Source organism: Micromonospora sp. ZG13 (genome assembly GCF_059359355.1).
Map to the genome: position 1 here is coordinate 291,834 of NZ_JCADBQ010000001.1, position 19,376 is coordinate 311,209.

At 71.1% G+C, this 19,376-nt stretch carries 17 protein-coding genes; 7 read left to right on the forward strand and 10 right to left on the reverse strand.

From position 1 onward, the window contains the following. Positions 1-71 precede the first annotated feature (71 nt). Together AC5L34_RS01355 and AC5L34_RS01360 are read left to right on the forward strand one after the other, a co-directional pair. On the forward strand, positions 72-371 hold the full coding sequence (locus AC5L34_RS01355; RefSeq protein ID WP_441175586.1) for a CD225/dispanin family protein: 300 nt from the start codon (positions 72-74) through the stop codon (positions 369-371). Positions 372-391: 20 nt separating this feature from the next. Continuing rightward, positions 392-1,027, forward strand: coding sequence for a DUF4190 domain-containing protein (locus tag AC5L34_RS01360; RefSeq protein ID WP_441175585.1), 636 nt, complete (start codon positions 392-394; stop codon positions 1,025-1,027). Between the two features lie 112 nt (positions 1,028-1,139). On the opposite strand, the gene AC5L34_RS01365 is transcribed toward AC5L34_RS01360, so the two are convergent. Next, entirely contained in the window at positions 1,140-2,414 is a 1,275-nt protein-coding gene (locus tag AC5L34_RS01365) for a cell division protein PerM (RefSeq protein WP_494823663.1), read from the reverse strand. Between the two features lie 158 nt (positions 2,415-2,572). On the opposite strand from AC5L34_RS01365, the gene AC5L34_RS01370 reads away from it, so the two are divergent. Further along, positions 2,573-2,839: a hypothetical protein gene (locus tag AC5L34_RS01370; protein WP_088998459.1), complete on the forward strand. Its 267-nt coding sequence runs from the start codon at positions 2,573-2,575 to the stop codon at positions 2,837-2,839. Positions 2,840-2,909: 70 nt separating this feature from the next. On the opposite strand, the gene sucD is transcribed toward AC5L34_RS01370, so the two are convergent. From sucD to icmB, 3 genes are all read right to left on the reverse strand, one after another. Beyond that, a complete protein-coding gene (gene sucD / locus AC5L34_RS01375) occupies positions 2,910-3,797 on the reverse strand; it encodes a succinate--CoA ligase subunit alpha (RefSeq protein WP_088998458.1) in 888 nt (295 codons plus the stop codon). A gap of 2 nt (positions 3,798-3,799) precedes the next feature. Beyond that, on the reverse strand, positions 3,800-4,978 hold the full coding sequence (sucC, locus tag AC5L34_RS01380; RefSeq protein WP_441175583.1) for an ADP-forming succinate--CoA ligase subunit beta: 1,179 nt from the start codon (positions 4,976-4,978) through the stop codon (positions 3,800-3,802). A 475-nt stretch (positions 4,979-5,453) separates the two neighbouring features. Continuing rightward, a complete protein-coding gene (gene icmB, locus AC5L34_RS01385) occupies positions 5,454-5,858 on the reverse strand; it encodes a coenzyme B12-dependent isobutyryl CoA mutase small subunit (protein WP_101412721.1) in 405 nt (134 codons plus the stop codon). Positions 5,859-6,289: 431 nt separating this feature from the next. On the opposite strand from icmB, the gene AC5L34_RS01390 reads away from it, so the two are divergent. Both AC5L34_RS01390 and AC5L34_RS01395 read left to right on the forward strand, forming a co-directional pair. Beyond that, a complete protein-coding gene (locus tag AC5L34_RS01390) occupies positions 6,290-7,006 on the forward strand; it encodes a M23 family metallopeptidase (protein ID WP_441175582.1) in 717 nt (238 codons plus the stop codon). A 272-nt stretch (positions 7,007-7,278) separates the two neighbouring features. Continuing rightward, positions 7,279-8,037 carry a M23 family metallopeptidase gene (locus AC5L34_RS01395; protein ID WP_441175581.1) on the forward strand — a complete coding sequence of 253 codons (759 nt, stop codon included), beginning with the start codon at positions 7,279-7,281 and terminating at the stop codon, positions 8,035-8,037. A 59-nt stretch (positions 8,038-8,096) separates the two neighbouring features. Here AC5L34_RS01395 and pcrA read toward each other — a convergent pair whose 3' ends face one another. Beyond that, complete coding sequence (gene pcrA / locus AC5L34_RS01400; RefSeq protein ID WP_494823664.1) at positions 8,097-10,502, reverse strand: DNA helicase PcrA; 2,406 nt, start codon at positions 10,500-10,502, stop codon at positions 8,097-8,099. Positions 10,503-10,766: 264 nt separating this feature from the next. Here pcrA and AC5L34_RS01405 point away from each other — a divergent pair, with 264 nt between their 5' ends. Together AC5L34_RS01405 and AC5L34_RS01410 are read left to right on the forward strand one after the other, a co-directional pair. Next, positions 10,767-12,617 (forward strand): bifunctional metallophosphatase/5'-nucleotidase, encoded by a 1,851-nt coding sequence (locus tag AC5L34_RS01405; RefSeq protein WP_494823665.1) that lies wholly within the window; start codon positions 10,767-10,769, stop codon positions 12,615-12,617. 269 nt (positions 12,618-12,886) lie between these two features. Then, positions 12,887-13,279: a chorismate mutase gene (locus AC5L34_RS01410; RefSeq protein ID WP_494823666.1), complete on the forward strand. Its 393-nt coding sequence runs from the start codon at positions 12,887-12,889 to the stop codon at positions 13,277-13,279. A gap of 121 nt (positions 13,280-13,400) precedes the next feature. On the opposite strand, the gene AC5L34_RS01415 is transcribed toward AC5L34_RS01410, so the two are convergent. The 5 genes from AC5L34_RS01415 to AC5L34_RS01435 form a co-directional block, all read right to left on the reverse strand. After that, on the reverse strand, positions 13,401-14,414 hold the full coding sequence (locus AC5L34_RS01415; RefSeq protein ID WP_494823667.1) for an ABC transporter ATP-binding protein: 1,014 nt from the start codon (positions 14,412-14,414) through the stop codon (positions 13,401-13,403). Then, positions 14,407-15,429, reverse strand: coding sequence for an ABC transporter ATP-binding protein (locus AC5L34_RS01420; protein WP_357660633.1), 1,023 nt, complete (start codon positions 15,427-15,429; stop codon positions 14,407-14,409). The genes AC5L34_RS01415 and AC5L34_RS01420 overlap by 8 nt, the downstream gene beginning before the upstream one ends. Positions 15,430-15,455: 26 nt before the next feature. After that, the gene (locus AC5L34_RS01425) at positions 15,456-16,433 is read right to left on the reverse strand and encodes an ABC transporter permease (protein WP_357660506.1); all 978 of its coding nucleotides are present in this window, start codon (positions 16,431-16,433) and stop codon (positions 15,456-15,458) included. A 72-nt stretch (positions 16,434-16,505) separates the two neighbouring features. Further along, positions 16,506-17,432 (reverse strand): ABC transporter permease, encoded by a 927-nt coding sequence (locus tag AC5L34_RS01430; RefSeq protein ID WP_441175577.1) that lies wholly within the window; start codon positions 17,430-17,432, stop codon positions 16,506-16,508. Between the two features lie 148 nt (positions 17,433-17,580). Beyond that, positions 17,581-19,224: a peptide ABC transporter substrate-binding protein gene (locus AC5L34_RS01435; RefSeq protein ID WP_441175576.1), complete on the reverse strand. Its 1,644-nt coding sequence runs from the start codon at positions 19,222-19,224 to the stop codon at positions 17,581-17,583. Positions 19,225-19,376: the final 152 nt, after the last annotated feature.

Here is a 19,376-nt window from a genome sequence, read left to right on the forward strand (position 1 = left end):
CGCGTCCGGCCCGCACCCGTCAGTGATCCGACGCCCCGCAGGGTGTCGAGTGGAATGAGGAGTACGCCGAGATGCAGCCCGGATACCAGCCGCAGCAGCCGCAGATCAACAACAACATGACGATGTCGATCGTCGCCATCTTCCTCTTCTGGCCGCTGGCCATCCCGGCGATCATCAACGCCTCCAAGGTGAACCCGCTGCTCCAGCAGGGCGACTACGCCGGGGCCCAGGCCGCCGCCGCCGAGTCGAAGAAGTGGTCCAAGTGGGCGCTCATCGTCGGCATCAGCTGGTACGTGATCGTGCTGGTGTGCTGCCTGCTCGGTGGGCTCGCCGGCGTGGTGGGCGGCAGCACCTCCACCAGCAGCTACTGACAGATCGGACGAGGAGTCGCATGCAGCCCGGTTACCCCGGACAGGATCCGTACGGCCAGCAGCCGCACCAGGATCCGACCGCGCCGCACCACGACCCGTACGCCCCGCCGCCGGCGGCGCCGTACGGTCAGCAGCCCACCTCCGGGCAGCCGAACGACCCGTACGCCGCGCCGCAGGATCCGTACGGCCAGCAGAACCCGTACGGCCAGCAGGACCCCTACGGGCAGCCGCCCACGTCGGGTCAGCCCTACGGGCAGCCGATCTCCGGCCAGCCCTACGGCCAGCCGGCGTCCGGTCAGCCGTACGGGCAGCAGCCGTACCAGGACCCCTACGGCCAGCAGGCGTACCCGCCGCCCATGTATCCCAACGCGGGGTTCGCCGCGAAGGGGCCGGGGCAGCAGCAGAACACCCTCGGCCTGGTGTCCATGATCCTCGGCATCGCCTCGATCCCGCTGGTCTGCTGCTACCTCGGCATCCCGCTGGGTCTCGGTGCGCTGGTGACCGGGTGGCTGGGCAAGCAGAAGGCCGCCCAGGGGCTGGCCGACAACAACGGTCAGGCCCTCGCCGGCATGATCTGCGGCGCCGTCGGCGTCGTGCTCGGCCTGCTCCAGATCGTCTTCCTGGGCTTCAGTCTGACGCTGCCCAACCAGCCCTGACCGGCATGCGACAGGGGCGTCCCGGCTCGTCCGGGGCGCCCCTTCGGCGTCTGCCGGCTCGCCGCGCCTGCCGGGCCCTCCGCGTCTGCCGGCTCTCGGCGTCTGCCGGCCCTCAGCGGGACGAGCGGGACAGCACCCTGGTCGCGGCGGCACCGAGGAGTGCCCCGACGGCGACGACCGCGGTGGCCACCGCCGCCACCTGCCAGGCGACGGGCCCCACCTCGGCCAGCCGGCCACCGCCGAGCGATCCGGCGGAGCCGGCCGCGGCGGCGCCCAGCAGCAGACCGGCCACCGGGCCGGCGATCACCGCCGGCCCGAGCAGCGGCCCCCAGCGCAGCGGTGCCCGGTCGTCGGCGGCGAGCCGGAGCAGCCGGCGGGCGAGCAGCCAACCCGCGGCCATCCCGGCGAGGACCGGCACCGCGAGCAGCCCGGCCCCGAGCCCGTCGACCGGCCCGCGCGGCAGCCCGGCCAGCAGCGGTACGGCCGGCAGCGCCCCCACGGATACCTCGCTGGTGCGTACCGCGGTGTCGGTGCCGACGGCGAAGCCCGGACCGAGCAGGTAGCTGACCGCCCAGATCGCGGCGTTGGGCGCGTAGGCGAGGCTGACCAGTGTGATCCCGGCCTGGCCGGCGACCCCGGTGCGGTAGGCCCCGATCAGGTCGGCGGCGTCGCCGCCCCCGACGGCAACGGCGAGCCCCGCCGCACCGGCCCCCGCGCCGAGGAGCAGCAGCGCGGCCACCAGCCCGGTGCGGATCCCGTCGCGCAGCGGCGCCGGGGAGCGCACGGCGAGCAGGCCGGCCACGTGCGTCGTCCGGGCCGAGCCGACGAGGGCCCCGAGTGTGCCGAGCACCACGAGGGTCAGCCCGGCGCGCACCGGTGACGCGCCGGCCAGGACCGCGCCGAGCACCCCGAGCAACGCGTACGCGACGCCGACCGCGCCGGCGGCGAGGAGCGCCTGCCGGGGCGACCGCCCGCCGCGCGCGCCGATGGCCCGGCTGGCGTGCACGCCCGCCCTGGTCAGCCGCCAGAGCACCAGCGCGGTCAGCGCCAGCGGGGTCAGCCCGAGCGGGCCGGCGGGGGTGTCCAGCGGGACGCCGTGCCCGAGCAGCGAGCCGGCCAGCCCGGCGCGCAGCGCGCCCGGCACGGAGGCGGCGCCCTCGCTGAGCTGGAACAGCCAGAGCACGAGCGCGACCGGCAGCCACGAGGTGAGCGCCGCCCACCCGGCGGCGACCCCGGCGGCGACCACGAGCGGCGCACGGCTGCGGCGCGGCTCGCCGGCGCGCGGCGCGGGCACCCGCCGCCCCCGCCCGACGGGCGCGGCCGGGCGGGCGCCGGGGCCGACGTCGACGCCGGGACGGCTGGGCTGATCAGGGGTGACGGAGGACATCGCGTCTACTCTGGCATGCCGGGCCGGCGGTGGCAGTCCGATACCGCCCCCCAGGGGCGACGAGTTCCGTGATCCACCGTCTTCGGCCCCCGTTCCGGTCTAGCGTCAGGCGCAGGGACGCGATCGAGAGTCGCGGCACCGACGCCCGGAGGAGAGTCGTGAACACTCCGTATCCGCCGCCCCCACCACCACCGGCCGCGGCCGGCAGCGACCGCACGGTGCTCTGGGGCGTGCTCGGCATCATCCTCGGCCTGCTGTGCTGCGGCATCCTGGGGATCGTCTTCGGTTACCTGTCGATCCGGGACGCCAAGCGCTACGGCCAGTCGCCCGTGCTCGGCTACCTGGCGATCGCGTTCGGCGTACTGAACATCGTCGGCAGCGGCATCCTCTGGGCCGGCGGCAACTACCCGCTCTACAACGACTGAGGCCGACCGGCCCACGACGACGGAGGGCCGACCGCGAACGGTCGGCCCTCCGGTCGTACGTCAGTCGGGCTCAGCCCGCGGACATGATCTCCCGCATGAGCTTGGCGGTCTCGGTCGGGGTCTTGCCGACCTTGACGCCGACGGCCTCCAGCGCGCTCTTCTTGGCGTCGGCGGTGCCCGCCGAGCCGGAGATGATCGCACCGGCGTGGCCCATGGTCTTGCCGGGCGGCGCGGTGAAGCCGGCGATGTAGCCGACCACCGGCTTGGTCACGTTCGCCTTGATGAACTCGGCGGCCCGCTCCTCGGCGTCGCCACCGATCTCACCGATCATGACGATCGCGTCGGTGTCGGGGTCAGCCTCGAACGCGGCGAGCGCGTCGATGTGGGTGGTGCCGATGATCGGGTCACCGCCGATGCCGACGCAGGTCGAGAAGCCGATGTCGCGCAGCTCGTACATCATCTGGTAGGTCAGCGTGCCGCTCTTGCTGACCAGGCCGATGCGGCCGGTGCCGGTGATGTCGGCCGGGATGATGCCGGCGTTGGAGGCGCCCGGCGAGGCGATGCCCGGGCAGTTCGGGCCGATGATCCGGGTCCGCTCCCCCTTGGCGACGTTGTACGCCCAGAACGCGGCGGTGTCGTGCACCGGCACGCCCTCGGTGATCACCACGGCCAGATCGATCCCGGCGTCGATCGCCTCGACGACCGCGCCCTTGGTGAACTGCGGCGGTACGAAGATCACGGTCACGTCGGCACCGGTCTGCGCCATCGCGTCCGCGACGCTGGCGAAGACCGGCAGCTCGGTGCCGTCGAAGTCGACCGTCTGGCCCGCCTTGCGCGGGTTGACGCCGCCGACGACGTTGGTGCCCGCGGCGAGCATCCGCCGGGTGTGCTTGGAACCCTCGGAACCGGTCATCCCCTGGACGATGACCTTCGAGTCCTTGGTCAGCCAGATAGCCATTGTCAGACCCCCGCAGCCGCCAGCTCGGCGGCCCGCTCGGCCGCGCCATCCATCGTGTCGACCCGCTGGACCAGCGGGTTGTTCGCGCCGTCGAGGATCGCCCGGCCGGCCTCGGCGTTGTTGCCGTCGAGGCGGACGACCAGCGGCTTGGTGACCTGCTCGCCGCGCTGCTCGAGCAGGGCCAGCGCCTGCACGATGCCGTTGGCGACCTCGTCGCAGGCGGTGATGCCGCCGAAGACGTTGACGAAGACGCTCCTCACCGACGGGTCGGACAGGACGATCTCCAGCCCGTTCGCCATCACGGCGGCGCTCGCGCCGCCGCCGATGTCGAGGAAGTTGGCCGGCTTGACGCCGCCGTGCCGCTCACCGGCGTACGCGACCACGTCGAGGGTCGACATGACCAGGCCGGCGCCGTTGCCGATGATCCCGACCTCGCCGTCGAGCTTGACGTAGTTGAGGTCCTTCTCCTTGGCGGCCTGCTCCAGCGGGTCCACGGCGGCCTGGTCGACCAGCGCCTCGTGGTCCGGGTGCCGGAACGCGGCGTTCTCGTCGAGGGTGACCTTGGCGTCGAGCAGCAGCAGCTTGCCCTCGCCGGTCTTGGCCAGCGGGTTCACCTCGACCAGCGTGGCGTCCTCGGCGACGAAGGCCTTCCACAGCCCCACGGCGACCTCGACGACCTGGTCGGCGACCTCGGCCGGGAAGTTGGCGGCGGTGACGATCTCGCGCGCCTTCGCCTCGTCGACGCCGGTGTTGGCGTCGATCGGAGCCTTGACGACCTTCTCCGGGGTCTCGGCGGCGACCTGCTCGATGTCCATTCCACCCGCGACGCTGGCGATGCAGAGGAAGGTGCGGTTCGCCCGGTCGAGCAGATAGGAGAAGTAGTACTCCTCGGCCACGTCCGCGGTCACGGTGATCATGACCTTGTGGACGGTGTGGCCCTTGATGTCCATGCCCAGGATGTCGGTGGCGCGGGCCACCGTCTCCTCGGCGCCCTCGGCCAGCTTCACGCCGCCGGCCTTGCCTCGGCCACCGACCTTCACCTGCGCCTTGACGACCACCCGACCGCCGAGGCGTTCGGCGATCGCGCGGGCCTCCTCCGGGGTCGTGGCGACGCCGCCGGCGAGCACGGGCAAGCCGTGCCGCTCGAACAGGTCCCGCCCCTGGTACTCGTACAGGTCCACGTTTGCGCGTCCCGTCCCGTCTCCGCGGCGCGCCGTCGCGCCGCCACCAGCGTTATGGAAAACAGTTTGACGCCTGTCATCACTTGAAACAGGCCATTGGGCGCAGCCTAGCGAGGTGGACACCGCCGGCAACCGAGCGGGTGCGCGTTGTGTGGTAATGCACATTCGGCGGCGTCACGCGGCCTTTTCGCGACTTCGGCCCGATCTCAGCCGTCCGGGCGATGTTGCCGGGGGTGCGTAACCCCGCCGTGGGGGCGTCGTTGAGTCAGGTGTCGGAGCGCTGATCGCAGCGCGACGGCGGGAGCGGCCGATGCCCTGTCGGTCGAGGGGTGGCGGCGGGGCATCGTGCATAGAGGGGCCGGACGTGTGAGGGGTGCGTCCGGCCCCTCCCCCTGTCCGGCTCCGGCCGACCGGCCCCGCGGCTGCCGTCAGACGGCAGGCTGCGCGACTGCTGTCAGGCGACCCGCGGCTGCCGTCAGGCGACCGGCTGGGCGACGTTCTGCCGGACCCACTCGACGATCGACTGGGTGGTCGCGCCCGGCGTGAAGATCTTCGCGACGCCGATCCGCTGCAACTCCGGGATGTCGGCGTCGGGAATGATGCCGCCGCCGAACACGACGATGTCGCGGGCGTCGCGCTCACCGAGCAGCTCCACCACCCGCCGGAACAGCGTCATGTGCGCCCCTGACAGCACGGAGAGCCCGACCGCGTCGGCGTCCTCCTGGATCGCGGTCTCCACGATCTGTTCCGGGGTCTGGTGCAGGCCGGTGTAGATGACCTCCATGCCGGCGTCCCGCAGGGCACGCGCGACGACCTTTGCACCACGGTCGTGGCCGTCCAGGCCCGGCTTGGCGACGACGACCCGAACACGAGAGCTCATCAGCGCATCCCTTTCACCGGCTCCGCGGCTTCACTGAACGAACGGTAACCCGCCCGGCCCCGCCCGGGAAATCCGGGCGGCGAACCGCACGGCAACCGGGCGCGGTCGCAGCTCTGCGGGAGCGGGCGCGGCAGACCGCGCCAACGGCCGGCGTCAAGCCGGACACCTCCGCCGTTCGGTCACCCTGCGCGACGAACGGGCAGTTAGGGGGGCACCGTTCGAGGGGTACGAGCCATGACAATCACGGACGCAAAGGGACAGAACGCGGTAGCAATTCGGCGCTTCGGCTTGTGACGGGACTGGTGGTTGGCTAACGTGTCCACGGTTGTCATCAGGTCCACGGACGGGTGACGACGCGGCCAGGCGACGTTCACCCGAGTCTCACGGGCGTCGAGGAAGCCGCATCGGATCCCCGACAACGGAGGGTGTGCGTGCGCCAGCGCCTGTCGTCTGAGCCCGATCGATATCGCGGTCGTCGCCGCGTACCCACCCCCCCGCGTAGCCGCTACGCGGCCGTCGTCACCACCGCGTTCGTCGGGGCCGGCATCGTCGCGATCGGCGCGGGCGCCCTGCCGGACGCCAAGAGCGTCAGCCCGTCGGTCCTCGACGAGCTCAAGGCCGCCTCGACCATCAACCAGGACACCGCGGCCCGCGCCGATTCCGCCAACCGGGCCAGCCGCGACAGCGACCGGGCCGGTGCCGACGAGTCCGCCGAGTCCGAGGTCTGGCTGCTCCCCCTCCAGGGCTACGAATTCAACTCCCCCTACGGCATGCGCTGGGGCAAGCTGCACACCGGCGTCGACCTGGTCGCCGCCGAGGGCACGCCCTACGTGGCCATCCACGGCGGCACCGTCACCAAGGCCGGCTGGTTCGGCGGCTACGGCTACACGGTGATCGTCCAGCACGCCGACGGCAGCGAGGCGATCTACGGCCACTCCTCCGCGCTCAGCGTGAAGGAGGGGCAGCAGGTGAAGGCGGGCGACCAGCTCGGCCTCGTCGGCAACACCGGCCACTCCTACGGCTCCCACCTGCACCTCGAGGTGCATGTCAAGGGTGAGCCGCTCGACCCGGTGCCGTGGCTCAAGGAGCGCGGAGTGGACATCCAGCTACAAGTCGAGGCTTACTACAGCGAGGTAGCCGCGCCCTGACGCTGCGCATCGCACGGTGACCGCCCGGATCTGTCGATCCGGGCGGTTTTTCGTTGGCGACAATTAGCCGAAGTAAGCCGCGTCACACTCACGACTGTGACGGGCGCCATTCACCGGCATGATCACTTTTGCCCGCGAATACCCCTAACGGGCACGCAACAGACGGCGACGGCCGCCACGGCCCGCCCCGACTCCGTATCCCTACCCGTCACGCGGCGTGGCGACACCAGTATTTCGAGGTCAAGTGCCCCCTCGATCAGTGAAGGTCCGCCGTGCAGGAAGACATTCGGAACGAGAACACCCCCGACGCCCCCGTCCGGCACCGGCGGCGGATCGGCAGCCGTACCCGCGTGATCATCGCAGCGGCGGCCCTGGCCGGCCTCGGTCTCGGCGGAGCCGCCTTCGCGGCCACCGGGAACGACGAGCCCTCCGTGCCGGCCGCCGCCGCGGAGCCGCAGGCCCGCGCGCAGGCCGCCGACCGCGCCGACCGCGCCGCCCGGGAGACCACCGCCCCGGCCACCCCCTCGGCGAGCCCGACGCCCAGCCCCACGAAGGCCAGCCCTTCGGCGAAGCCCCGCCCCAAGGCCACCACCGCCAAGCCGAAGCCGAAGGCGACCACCAAGCCGAAGCCCAGTTGGGTGATCCCGATGAAGGGCGCGGCGATCACCTCCTGCTACGGCCCACGCTGGGGCACGCAGCACGCCGGCATCGACTTCGCGCTGCCCGCCGGCACCCCGGTCCGCGCGGCCTTCGGCGGCACCGTCACCAAGGCCGGCGACGTCGGCGACGGGTACGGCATCTCCGTCTTCGTCGACCACGGCAACGGCTACCTGACCCACTACGCGCACCTGAGCACCACCAAGGTGGGCGTGGGCGACAAGGTCGACGCCGGGCAGACCATCGGCCTGGAGGGGTCCACCGGCGACTCCACCGGCCCGCACCTGCACTTCGAGGTGCACCAGGGCCAGATGTGGAACCAGATCGATCCCGCGCCGTTCCTGCGTGCCCGGGGCATCGACGTGGCCTGCTGACCCCGTAGCCACCGGGACGGCCCGGTCCGGCGTGCTGCCGGGCCGGGCCGCGGCGCGTCTCAGAGCTTGTCGATCGGGGCGTGCCGGAGCACCAGCCACATCGTCTGGTCGCCGAAGTCGATCTGCGCCCGCGCGCCCGGGCCGTGCCCCTCGACGGCGAGCACCCGGCCCAGGCCGTAGCGCTGGTGGTTGACCCGGTCGCCCACGGCGACCTTCGGCCCCTGCGGCAGCTCGCTCGCCGTGGTGAGGCGGCTGGCGTCGACCCCCAGCCGCTTCGCCAACTGCGCGGCCTTGGGAGTGCCGCCGTTGAAGCCCCCGCGCCCGCCGGGCACCCGGTCCGCGCGGCCACCCACGCCGCCGCCCCCGCCGGCCCACGAGGTGTACGAACCCTCGGTGCGCTCCCAGCGCACCAGCTCCGGCGGCAGCTCCTCCAGGAAGCGCGACGGCGGGTTGTAGGCCGGCTGCCCCCACGCCGAGCGGGTGACCGCCCGGGAGAGGTAGAGACGCTGGCGGGCCCGGGTGATGCCGACGTACGCCAGCCGGCGCTCCTCCTCCAGCTCCCGGCTGTCGCCCAGCGAGCGCAGGTGCGGGAAGACGCCGTCCTCCAGGCCGGTCAGGAAGACCACCGGGAACTCCAGGCCCTTGGCGGTGTGCAGCGTCATCAGCGTGACCACGCCCTGGTGGTCGGGGTCGTCCGTCGGCACCTGGTCGGCGTCGGCGACCAGCGCGACCTGCTCCAGGAAGCCGGCCAGGGTGGCCCGCTCCCCCTCCTCGCCGAGGGCCTCGATCCGCTCGGTGTACTCCCGGGCGACGCTGACCAGCTCCTGGAGGTTGTCGACCCGCCCCGCGTCCTGCGGGTCGAGGCTCTCCTCCAGCTCGGTGAGGTAGCCCGAGCGGGTCAGCAGCGCCTCCAGCACCTCCTCCGGGGTGCCCGTCTCGGCCAGCTCGCGGGCGCCGTCGAGCAGGGCCACGAAGTCGGCGATGCCGTTGGCCGCCCGAGTGGAGATGCCCGGGGCGTCCTTGGCCCGCCGCAGCGCCGCCCCGAAGGAGACCCGGTCGCGGCTGGACAGCGCCTCCACGCACGCCTCGGCCCGGTCGCCGATGCCACGGCGCGGCGTGTTGAGGATCCGGCGCAGGCTGACCGTGTCGTCGTCGTTGACCACCGCGCGCAGGTAGGCCAGCGCGTCGCGGACCTCCTTGCGCTCGTAGAAGCGCACCCCGCCGACCACCTTGTAGGGCAGGCCGACGCGGATGAACACCTCCTCGAAGACCCGGGACTGGGCGTTGGTGCGGTAGAAGACGGCCACGTCACCGGGGCGGGTCTCGTCGGCGTCGACCAGCCGGTCGATCTCGCGCGCCACCCAGTCGGCCTCGGCGTGCTCGGTGTCGGCCACGTAGCCGACGATCGGCTCGCCGGCGCCCGCCTCGCTCCACAGCCGCTTCGGCTTGCGCGACGTGTTGCGGTCGATCACCGCGTTGGCCGCGTTGAGGATGGTCTGCGTGGAGCGGTAGTTCTGCTCCAGCAGGATCGTCCGGGCGTCGCCGAAGTCGCGCTCGAACTCCAGGATGTTGCGGATCGTGGCGCCCCGGAACGCGTAGATCGACTGGTCGGCGTCACCGACCACGCAGAGCTCCGCTGGCTCGATCCCCTCCGTGCCGGCGACCAGCTCCTTGATCAGCACGTACTGGGCGTGGTTGGTGTCCTGGTATTCGTCGACCAGGACGTGCCGGAACCGCCGGCGGTAGCTCTCCGCGACGTGCGGGTGGGACTGGAGCAGGTGCACCGTCGTCATGATCAGGTCGTCGAAGTCCAGCGCGTGCGCCTCGCGCAGCCGCCGCTGGTAGAGCGTGTAGGCCTCCGCCAGCGCCCGCTCGTTGGGCCCCTTGGCGCGGCCCGCGAACTCCTCGGGGTCGACCAGCTCGTTCTTCAGGTTGGAGACCTGGGCGGCCAGCCCGCGCGCCGGATAGCGCTTCGGGTCGAGGTCCAGCTCCCTGGCGACCATCTGCATGAGTCGGCGGGAGTCGTCCGCGTCGTAGATCGAGAAGGTCGACTTCAGCCCGGCGTGCTCGTGCTCGGCGCGCAGGATGCGTACGCACGCCGAGTGGAACGTCGACACCCACATCAGCCGGGCGCGGGGACCCACCAGGTGGGCGACGCGCTCCTTCATCTCGCCGGCGGCCTTGTTGGTGAAGGTGATCGCGATGATCTCGCCGGGGTGCACGTCCCGGGCGGCCAGCAGGTAGGCGATCCGGTGGGTGAGCACCCGGGTCTTGCCCGAGCCCGCACCGGCCACGATCAGCAGCGGCGAGCCGGCATGGGTGACGGCGTCGCGCTGCGGGCCGTTCAGGCCCTCCACCAGGGCCTGCGGGTCGAGGTGGACGGCCGACGACCTGGGCCGGTGCGGCGAGGTCGGGGCGGGCGCCGGCGCGGGCGGGGACGCGGGGATGTCGAAGAGAGGATGCATCGCACGGCGAGTCTATGCCGCCGGGCGGACAGTTCCCCCGCCGCGCGTACCCCGGCTCGCCCGAGCCGTTCCCCGGCCGGTCGATCCGCCCGGTCCGCGTCGCCGCCGGCTGCCCGCCGAGGCGCGGGGTGGAGGGAATCGTCCCCCGACTCATCCGGTCGAGACGAAGATGTCACCCTGTCGTGTCTGGTGCCGCCGTCCCCCGTGCAGAACGATGACGGTGAAAATCCGGCTCCTCCCCCGTACACGACTGGGAGAACGACCATGACTCAGCCGCGTTCGCGCGGTCGGGCGGTGCTGCGCCACCTCGCCGCGCCCACCCTCGCGTTGGCCGTCGTCGCCACGCTGTCCCCCGCTTCCCGGCCCGCGCCGGCCCCCGCCGCCGACCAGACGGCCGGCCTCACCCCCGTCTCGGTCTCCTACGCCGCCCCGACCAGCGGCGAGGTCAGGGGCAACTTCCTGAGCTACAACGACTTCCACGGCGCCATCGACCCGCCCGGCGGCAGCGGCGCGGTGGTCAACGGCACCCCCGCCGGAGGCGTGGAGTACCTCGCCACCTGGCTGAAGAAGCTGCGCGCCGAGGCCCGGGCCGAGGGGCGGAGCACCACCACCGTCGGGGCCGGCGACCTGATCGGCGCCACCCCGCTCGTCAGCGCCGCCTTCCACGACGAGCCGACCATCGAGCTGATGGACGAGATCGGCCTGGACGTCAGCAGCGTCGGCAACCACGAGTTCGACGAGGGCGTCGACGAGCTGATCCGGATCAACAAGGGTGGCTGCCACCCGGTCGACGGCTGCCAGGACGGCGACGGTTTCGCCGGCGCGAAGTTCACGTACCTGGCCGCCAACACCGTGAGCAGGAAGACCGGCCTGCCGATCCTGCCCCCGGTGGACCTGCGGTTCGTCGGTGGCGTGCCGGTCGGCTTCGTCGGCGTGACCCTGGAGGGCACCCCGGGCATCGTCAACCCGGCCGGCATCGCCTCCGTACGCTTCACCGACGAGGTGGCGACCGCCAACAAGTGGGGCGGCCTGCTCAAGCTCTTCGGCGTCAAGGCGATGGTGCTGCTGGTGCACGAGGGCGGCGCCCAGTCGCCGCCGCCGGCCACCCCGGGCGTCTCGGACTGCGCCAACTTCTCCGGCCCGATCGTGGACATCGTCCGCGGCCTGCGGCCGGAGTTCGGGCTGGTCGTCTCCGGCCACACCCACCGCTTCTACTCCTGCTCCCTGCCGAACTCCTCGGGCGCCCCCAGCGTGGTCACCAGTGCCGGCAACAACGGTCAGTTGATCACCGACGTCGACTACTCGCTGGACCGGCGCACCGGCCGGTTCACCGGGATCACCGCCCGCAACGTGGTCGTCGAGAACGGCGTCCGCAACCCGGACGGCACCTGGCAGCAGAGCACCCCGGGCACCTACGTGCGCAACCCCGACCTGGTGGACCCGGGCGCCAAGGCCCTGGCCGACAAGTACCGGGCGGCCGTTGCGCCCATCGCCAACCGGGTGGTGGGCCGGATCTCGGCCGACATCGTCCGCGACGCCCGCCCCAGCGGGGAGAGCCCGCTCGGTGACGTCATCGCCGACGCCCAGCTCGCGTACACCCGCTCGAACGGGGCGCAGATCGCGCTGATGAACCCGGGCGGCATCCGGGCGTCCCTGCCGTACGCGGCCTCGGCCGGGGGCGAGGCGCCGGGTGAGGTCACCTACGGCGAGGCGTTCACCGTCCAGCCGTTCAACAACCTGGTGGTCACCCAGACCCTCACCGGCGCGCAACTGCGCAACGTGCTGGAGCAGCAGTTCGTGGGCTTCAACGGGCAGACCACCCAGCGCATCCTCCAGGTCTCGGCCGGGCTGACCTACTCGTACGACAGCACCGCCCCGGCGGGCTCGCGGGTCAGCGCCCTGGCGTTCGACGGCGCGCCGGTCGACCCCGCCGCCAGCTACCGGGTCACCACGAACGACTTCCTGGCCAACGGCGGGGACGGGTTCACCGAGTTGCGGGCCGGCACGGCGCGGACCACCGCTCCCGGCTTCGACGTCGACGCGCTGATCGCCTACCTGGGCGCCGGCGCCCCGGTCGCCCCCGGGCCGGCCGACCGGATCACCCGCCTCGGCTGAGGCGCGGCCGGTCCCGGCGTCACGACGGCGCCGGGGCCGCCCGTCCGGGCACAGGTTGCGCCGAATCCTTGCGCCGGCCGGGCCGGGGTCGGCATACTCGACGACGTGTTCGGTCAGCGCTTCTACTTTTACTACGGCACCGGGAGTCCGGCAGCCGTAGGTCGCGCCTGATCGACAAGACCTACGAGAAAGCCCCGGGCTCCTGGAAGCCCGGGGCTTTCTCCGTCCCGGGATCCGGGCACCGGGCACCTGACGGCGAGGGGTACCCGATGATGACAGACGTGGTGGAGTCCAACGGCAGCCTGACGCGACCCGAGGCGGGCCGGCCCGGCCCGGGTGCCTCCGGGTCCCCGGCCGACGGCCCGAACGGCGCAGACGACGCCAGGCCGGAGGCGAGCACCGGCACCCCGGAGCCGGCCGCGGCCGCCCGGATCGTCGAGATCCGGGAGCGGATCGACGAGATCGACCGGGCGTTGATCGAGCTGTGGCAGGAGCGGGCCCGGCTCTCCCAGGAGGTCGGGGTGACGCGGATGGCCTCCGGCGGCACCCGGCTGGTGCTGTCCCGGGAGCGGGAGATCCTGGAGCGCTTCCGGGTCGCCCTCGGCGCCGACGGCACGCAGCTCGCGCTGCTGCTGCTGCGCGCCGGCCGCGGCCCCCTGTGAGGCGTACGCCGGCAGCGGCCCGCCGTGCGCCCCCGTGGGGCCCGGGCGGGTCGCCCGTGCCCGGAAACGACGAAACCGCCCGCCGTCGTCGCGGTGACGTCGGCGGGCGGTTCCGTGGGGCTCACACCTCGTGCGTCTGCACGATCTCGCGCTTCTCCGCGAAGTGGCAGGCGCTCGGGTGGTCCGAGCTCGGGCGGACCTCCAGCAGCGGGACCTGCTCGGCGCAGATGTCCTGCGCCTTCCAGCAGCGGGTCCGGAACCGGCAGCCCGACGGCGGGCTCACCGGCGAGGGCACGTCACCGGTGAGCCGGATGATCGCCTTGTTGTCCCGCACGGTCGGGTCCGGCACCGGCACGGCCGAGAGCAGCGCCTGCGTGTACGGGTGGGTCGGCCGCTCGTAGATCTCGTCCTCGGTGCCGATCTCGGCGATCTTGCCGAGGTACATGACCGCGACCCGGTCCGACAGGTGCCGGACCACCGACAGGTCGTGCGCGATGAACACGTACGACAGGCCGAACTCGCCCTGGAGCTTCTCCAGCAGGTTCATCACCTGCGCCTGGATCGACACGTCCAGGGCGGACACCGGCTCGTCGCAGACGATGATCTCGGGCCGCAGGGCGAGCGCCCGGGCGATGCCGATGCGCTGGCGCTGACCGCCGGAGAACTGGTGCGGGTACCGGTTGATGTGCTCCGGGTTCAGACCCACCAGGTCGAGCAGTTCCTTGACCTTGTCCCGGCGGCTGGCCTTGGGCGCCACCTCCGGGTGGATCTCGAACGGCTCACCGATCAGGTCGCCGACCGTCATCCGCGGGTTCAGCGAGGTGTACGGGTCCTGCATCACCAGCTGGATCTGCCGGCGCAGCCGACGCAGCGCCGTGCCGGACAGCTTGGAGATGTCCTGGCCCTTGTAGAGGACGCTGCCACCCGTCGGCTTCTCCAGGTTCATCAGCACCCGGGCCAGCGTCGACTTGCCGCAGCCCGACTCGCCGACCACACCCAGGGTCTCGCCGGCCTTGAGCTCGAAGGAGACCCCGTCGACCGCCCTGACGTGACCGATGGTCTTCTTGAACACCACGCCCCGGGTCACGGGATAGTGCTTGACCAGGTCACGGACCTCGAGGATGTTCTCAGTCACGGTTCACCAGCTCCTCGGCGAAGTGGCAGGCGCTGGCCCGGCCGGAGCCGACCTGCAGCAGCGGCGGGACCTTCTCCCGGCAGACCGGCTGCGCCATGGGGCAGCGCGGGTTGAACGGGCAGCCCGGCGGGATGTTCATCAGGTTCGGCGGGAGACCCTTGATCGTCCGGAGCTGCTGCCCCTTCTCGTCGAGCCGCGGGATCGAGTTGATCAGGCCGATCGTGTACGGGTGCGCCGGCTTGGCGTACAGGTCGTAGACGTCGGCTTCCTCGACGATCCGGCCCGCGTACATCACCGCGATCCGGTCCGCGACGTCGGCGACCACGCCGAGGTCGTGGGTGATCAGGATCAGGCCCATCTGCCGCTCACGCTGGAGCTCGGCGAGCAGGTCCATGATCTGCGCCTGCACCGTCACGTCGAGCGCGGTGGTCGGCTCGTCCGCGATCAGCACCTCCGGGTCCAGGGCGAGCGACATCGCGATCATCGCGCGCTGCCGCATACCGCCCGAGAACTGGTGGGGGTAGCTGCTGAACCGCCCCTTGGCGTTCGGGATCTTGACCTGGTCGAGCATCTCGATCGCGCGCTTCTTCGCGTCGGCCCGGCTCATGCCGCGCCGCACCCGGAACTGCTCGGCGATCTGGAACCCGACGGTGAAGACCGGGTTCAGCGCCGAGAGCGCGTCCTGGAAGATCATCGCGATGCCCTCGCCGCGGATGCGGCGCCGCTCCTCGAAGGACATGGCGAGCATGTCCTTGCCGTGGAAGCGGACCTGGCCGCCGGTGACGTAGCCGGGCGGCGTGTCGAGGATGCCCATGATGGTCTGCGCGGTGACGCTCTTACCGGAGCCGGATTCGCCGAGCACGGCGAGGGTCTCCCCCGCGTCGACGTGGTACGTGACCCCGTTGATGACCTTGGCGATGCCGTCCCGGGTGCGGAACTCCACCCGGAGGTCGTCGACCTCGAGCAACCTGCCCGAGGGGCGGCCGGACGCACCGGCCGCGGACTGCTCGGACACCAGAATGTCGGACAACTGAATCTCCCCTAGCGGAGTTTCGGATCGAGGGCCTCGCGGACCGCCTCACCGAGCATCACGAAGCTCAGGACGGCGGCGACGAGGAACGCGGCGGGGAAGAAGAGCAGGTAAGGCGCCACGCGCAGGAGGTTCTGCGCCTCGTTGATCATGATGCCCCAGGAGACCACCGGGCTCTTCAGGCCGACGCCCAGGAAGGACAGCGTCGCCTCGGCGCCGATGTACGAGCCGACCAGGATCGTCCCGTAGACCAGCAGCGGCGCGAGGCAGTTCGGCAGCAGGTGCTTGAGGATGATCCGGCCGGTGCCGGCGCCCAGCGCGCGGGCGGCGACGATGTAGTCCGCCTCCTTGGTGGCCAGCACCGAGGAGCGCATCAGCCGCATCACGACCGGCCAGCCCAGCACGATCAGCGAGATGCTCACCAGGGCCATGATCTCGGCCTTGCTGTTGCTCGTGCCCGACCCGTTGAAGGTGGTCAGGATGACGATGGCGCCCAGCACGAACGGCAGACCGAAGAAGACGTCGGCGATGCGGGAGAGCAGCGCGTCCACCCAGCCGCCCCGGTAGCCCGCGACGATGCCCATCGCGCCACCGAAGAGCAGCACGCCGAGCACGGAGAGCAGGGACACCACGATGGACGCGCGGGCGCCGTAGATCACCCGGGCGAAGACGTCGCGGCCCTGGAAGTCGTAGCCGAACCACGCCTCCGACGACGGGCCGACCAGGCTGTTCTGCAGGTTGCCGTTCTCCGGGTCGCCGGAGCTGAACAGCGAGGGGAACGCGGTCATCAGCATGAAGACGAGGATGAACGTCGCGGAGATCCAGAACAGCGGCTTGCGCCGCAGGTCGCGCCACGCGTCGCCGAGCAGGCCGCGCGGCTTCTCCTTGCGGGCGTTCTCCGGCAGGCCGGCGTTGGTCGGCGCCCCGATCTCGTCGGGGGCCTGCGCGGGCGGCGTGCTGACGATCGAGGCGGAACTCGGGTCGCTCATGCCCGCACCTCACTCCGCTCGGCGCGGGCGCTCGTGCCCGCGGACGCTGCAATCATGATTCGTTCGCTGCGCTCACTCATAGCGGATCCTCGGGTCCAGGGCGGCGTAGAGCAGGTCGACCAGCAGGTTCATCACCAGGTAGACGAGCACCAGGACCACCACGATGGAGACAACGGTAGCGCTCTCCTTGGTGACGATCGCGCGGTAGACCTGGCGGCCGATCCCGTTGATCTGGAAGATGCCCTCGGTGACGATCGCGCCGCCCATCAGGGCGCCGAGGTCGGTGCCGAGCAGCGTCACCACCGGGATGAGCGAGTTGCGCAGCAGGTGGATTCCGACCACCCGGCGCATCGGCAGGCCCTTGGCGATCGCGGTGCGCACGTAGTCGGCGCGGCGGTTCTCCGCGATGCTCGTGCGGGCCAACCGGGCGATGTACGCCATCGAGGCGCTGCCCAGCACGAAGCCGGGCACGATCAGCTCGGAGAGCCGCATCTCGCTGGAGACCGTCGGCTTGACGATGCCCCACTGCACGCCGAGCAGCCACTGGGCCACGAAGCCGATGACGAAGATCGGCAGCGCGATCAGGAAGAGGCTGGAGACCAGGACCAGGTTGTCCAGGAAGCCGTTGCGACGCAGACCCGTCAGCACACCGGCGGTGAGGCCGATGACCGCCTCGATGGCCAGCGCGACCAGCGCCAGCTTCAGGGTGTTCGGGTACGCCGTGGCAATGATGTCGCCGATGTCCCGGTTGTTGAACGTCTGCCCGAAGTCACCTTGGAACAGGTTCTTCATGTAGTTGCCGTACTGCACGACCAGCGGCTCGTCGAGCTTGAACTTCTCGGTCATCTGGTTGACGAAGCTGTCGGGGCAGCGTCGCTCGCCGCACTTGCCGGCGAACGGGTCGCCGGGCACCGACCACACGAGCCAGTAGATCAGGAACGTCGTCCCGATGAAGACCGGGACGAGTTGGAGCAGCCGTCTCAACAGATAACGGCCCATGGGGTGGTCCTCCAGACAGGGGGCGCGCGTCGGACGGCCGACACGGGGATGACAGACGTGGCGAGGAAGTGTGGTGACACCTCCTCACGGAACGGCCCGGGTCGGGCTCACCGGTAGGTGAGCCCGACCCGGGGTCAGACCGTTCGGATCAGAGCTCGACCGAGGTGAGGTCGAGTTCACCGACGTTGGAGAGCTCGAGCTTCTTGATCTTCTCCGAGTGGCCGGACTGCTGACCACCGAAGTAGACCGGGATCGAGGGGACGTCCTGGTCGATCAGGGCGACCGCCTCGGCGTACTTGGCGTGCGAGGCCTCCAGGCTCGGCGCGGAGGCGGCTTCCTTGGCCAGCGCGTCGACCTGCGGGTTGCTGTACTTGCCGTCGTTCGAGGAACCGCCGGTCACGTAGAGCGGGCCGACCCAGTTCTCCACGTCCGGGTAGTCCTGCTGCCAGCCGGCGCGGTACATGCCGGTCATCTTGCCGGCGTTGATGTTCTGGCGGAACACCGCGAAGGTCGGGACACCCTCGGCGCGGGCGTTGATGCCGAGGTTCGTCTTGACCTGCTGCGCGACGGCCTCCATCCACTCCTTGTGGCTGGCGTCGGCGTTGTAGAACATGACCAGCTCGCCGGAGAAGCCACCGGCCTCGGCGAGGAGCTTCTTGGCCTCCTCGACGTTGAACTGGCACGCGGTGCAGTTGCCCGCCTTGGCGCCCGGGGTCAGCGGGTTGGCCCAGCTGTCGGCCGGCTTGCGCGAACCGAAGAAGATCTTGTCGCTGATCTCCTGGCGGTTGATCGACATCGAGATCGCCCGACGCAGCTTCGGGTTCTGGAAGCGCTTGTCGTAGATCGGGAAGGCGATGATGCCGGTCGACGGCGTGGTGGAGGGGATGGCCCGGTCAGCCAGGTCGGTCTTCCACTTGTCGCCCGCGATCGCGGAGACCGGAACCTGCTGCTGGAAGTCCAGGTTGCCGGCGAGCAGGTCGTTGTACGCCGCCGTGTCGTCCTGGTAGAGCTTGATGTTGACGTCCTTGATCTTCATCTTGTCGTTCAAGGAGTAGTCATCGAAGCGCGTCAGCTTGATCTGGACGTCGTCTTCCCACGACACGAACTTGATCGGGCCGTTGCCGATCGGCTTCTTGCCGAACGCCTCGGCGCCCTGGGTGAAGAACGCGTCCGGCAGCGGCATGAAGGTGCTGTAGCCGAGCTTGGTCGGGAACACGGCGGTCGGCGCCGCGAGGGTGACCTCGAAGGTGAAGTCGTCGACGACCTTCAGGCCGGACATCTCCTTGGCCTTCGGCTCCGGGGCCTTCTGCGGGCCCTCGGCGCCGTCCGGGTCCTCGGTGTGGACGTCCGCGAAGCCCTGGATGTCGCCGAAGAAGCTGCCGTTCTGCGCGCCGTTCGGCGAGTAGGCGCCCCAGTTCCAGGCGTCCACGAAGTTCTTGGCCTTGACGACGGTGCCGTCGTGGAACTTCGTGTCCTTCTTGATCTTGATCGTGTAGACCTTGGAGTCGGTCGTCTCGATCGACTCGGCGACCGCGTTGCGCGGGGCGCTGCCGTCGTTCGGGTACTCGACCAGACCGGTCCAGATCCAGTCGATGATCGCCCCACCACCGGTCTCGGTGGTGTTCGACGGGACCAGGCCGACCTCCGGCTGCGTGCCGTCGATGGTGATCGCGCCGTCCGAGCTCGCGCCGGCGTCGCCGCCGTCGCTGTCACTGCTCGAGCAACCGGACGCGACGAGCGCGAACGCCGCGCCCAGCGCGACCGCGCTGCTTGCCCGCTTCGAGACTCTCATTCCGAGGGGCCTCCTCTTTCTGAACCTGGTTCCGTCGTGGGTATCACGCACGTTGGGGGGTGACACGTCCGGCGCCCGCACCGCGGGAGCCGGTTTCACCGCAGAGAATTCGGGACAAGATGTTGTACGAATCCGCCGGGCCGCCCCGCCCT

Bases quoted from the DNA above. Each gene is read 5' to 3' on its own strand.
- AC5L34_RS01435 (WP_441175576.1), bottom strand. From the start codon at position 19,224: ATGAGAGTCTCGAAGCGGGCAAGCAGCGCGGTCGCGCTGGGCGCGGCG.
- sucD (WP_088998458.1), bottom strand. From the start codon at position 3,797: ATGGCTATCTGGCTGACCAAGGACTCGAAGGTCATCGTCCAGGGGATG.
- AC5L34_RS01410 (WP_494823666.1), top strand. From the start codon at position 12,887: ATGATGACAGACGTGGTGGAGTCCAACGGCAGCCTGACGCGACCCGAG.
- AC5L34_RS01360 (WP_441175585.1), top strand. From the start codon at position 392: ATGCAGCCCGGTTACCCCGGACAGGATCCGTACGGCCAGCAGCCGCAC.
- AC5L34_RS01405 (WP_494823665.1), top strand. From the start codon at position 10,767: ATGACTCAGCCGCGTTCGCGCGGTCGGGCGGTGCTGCGCCACCTCGCC.
- AC5L34_RS01365 (WP_494823663.1), bottom strand. From the start codon at position 2,414: ATGTCCTCCGTCACCCCTGATCAGCCCAGCCGTCCCGGCGTCGACGTC.
- AC5L34_RS01425 (WP_357660506.1), bottom strand. From the start codon at position 16,433: ATGAGCGACCCGAGTTCCGCCTCGATCGTCAGCACGCCGCCCGCGCAG.
- AC5L34_RS01355 (WP_441175586.1), top strand. From the start codon at position 72: ATGCAGCCCGGATACCAGCCGCAGCAGCCGCAGATCAACAACAACATG.
- pcrA (WP_494823664.1), bottom strand. From the start codon at position 10,502: ATGCATCCTCTCTTCGACATCCCCGCGTCCCCGCCCGCGCCGGCGCCC.
- AC5L34_RS01430 (WP_441175577.1), bottom strand. From the start codon at position 17,432: ATGGGCCGTTATCTGTTGAGACGGCTGCTCCAACTCGTCCCGGTCTTC.
- icmB (WP_101412721.1), bottom strand. From the start codon at position 5,858: ATGAGCTCTCGTGTTCGGGTCGTCGTCGCCAAGCCGGGCCTGGACGGC.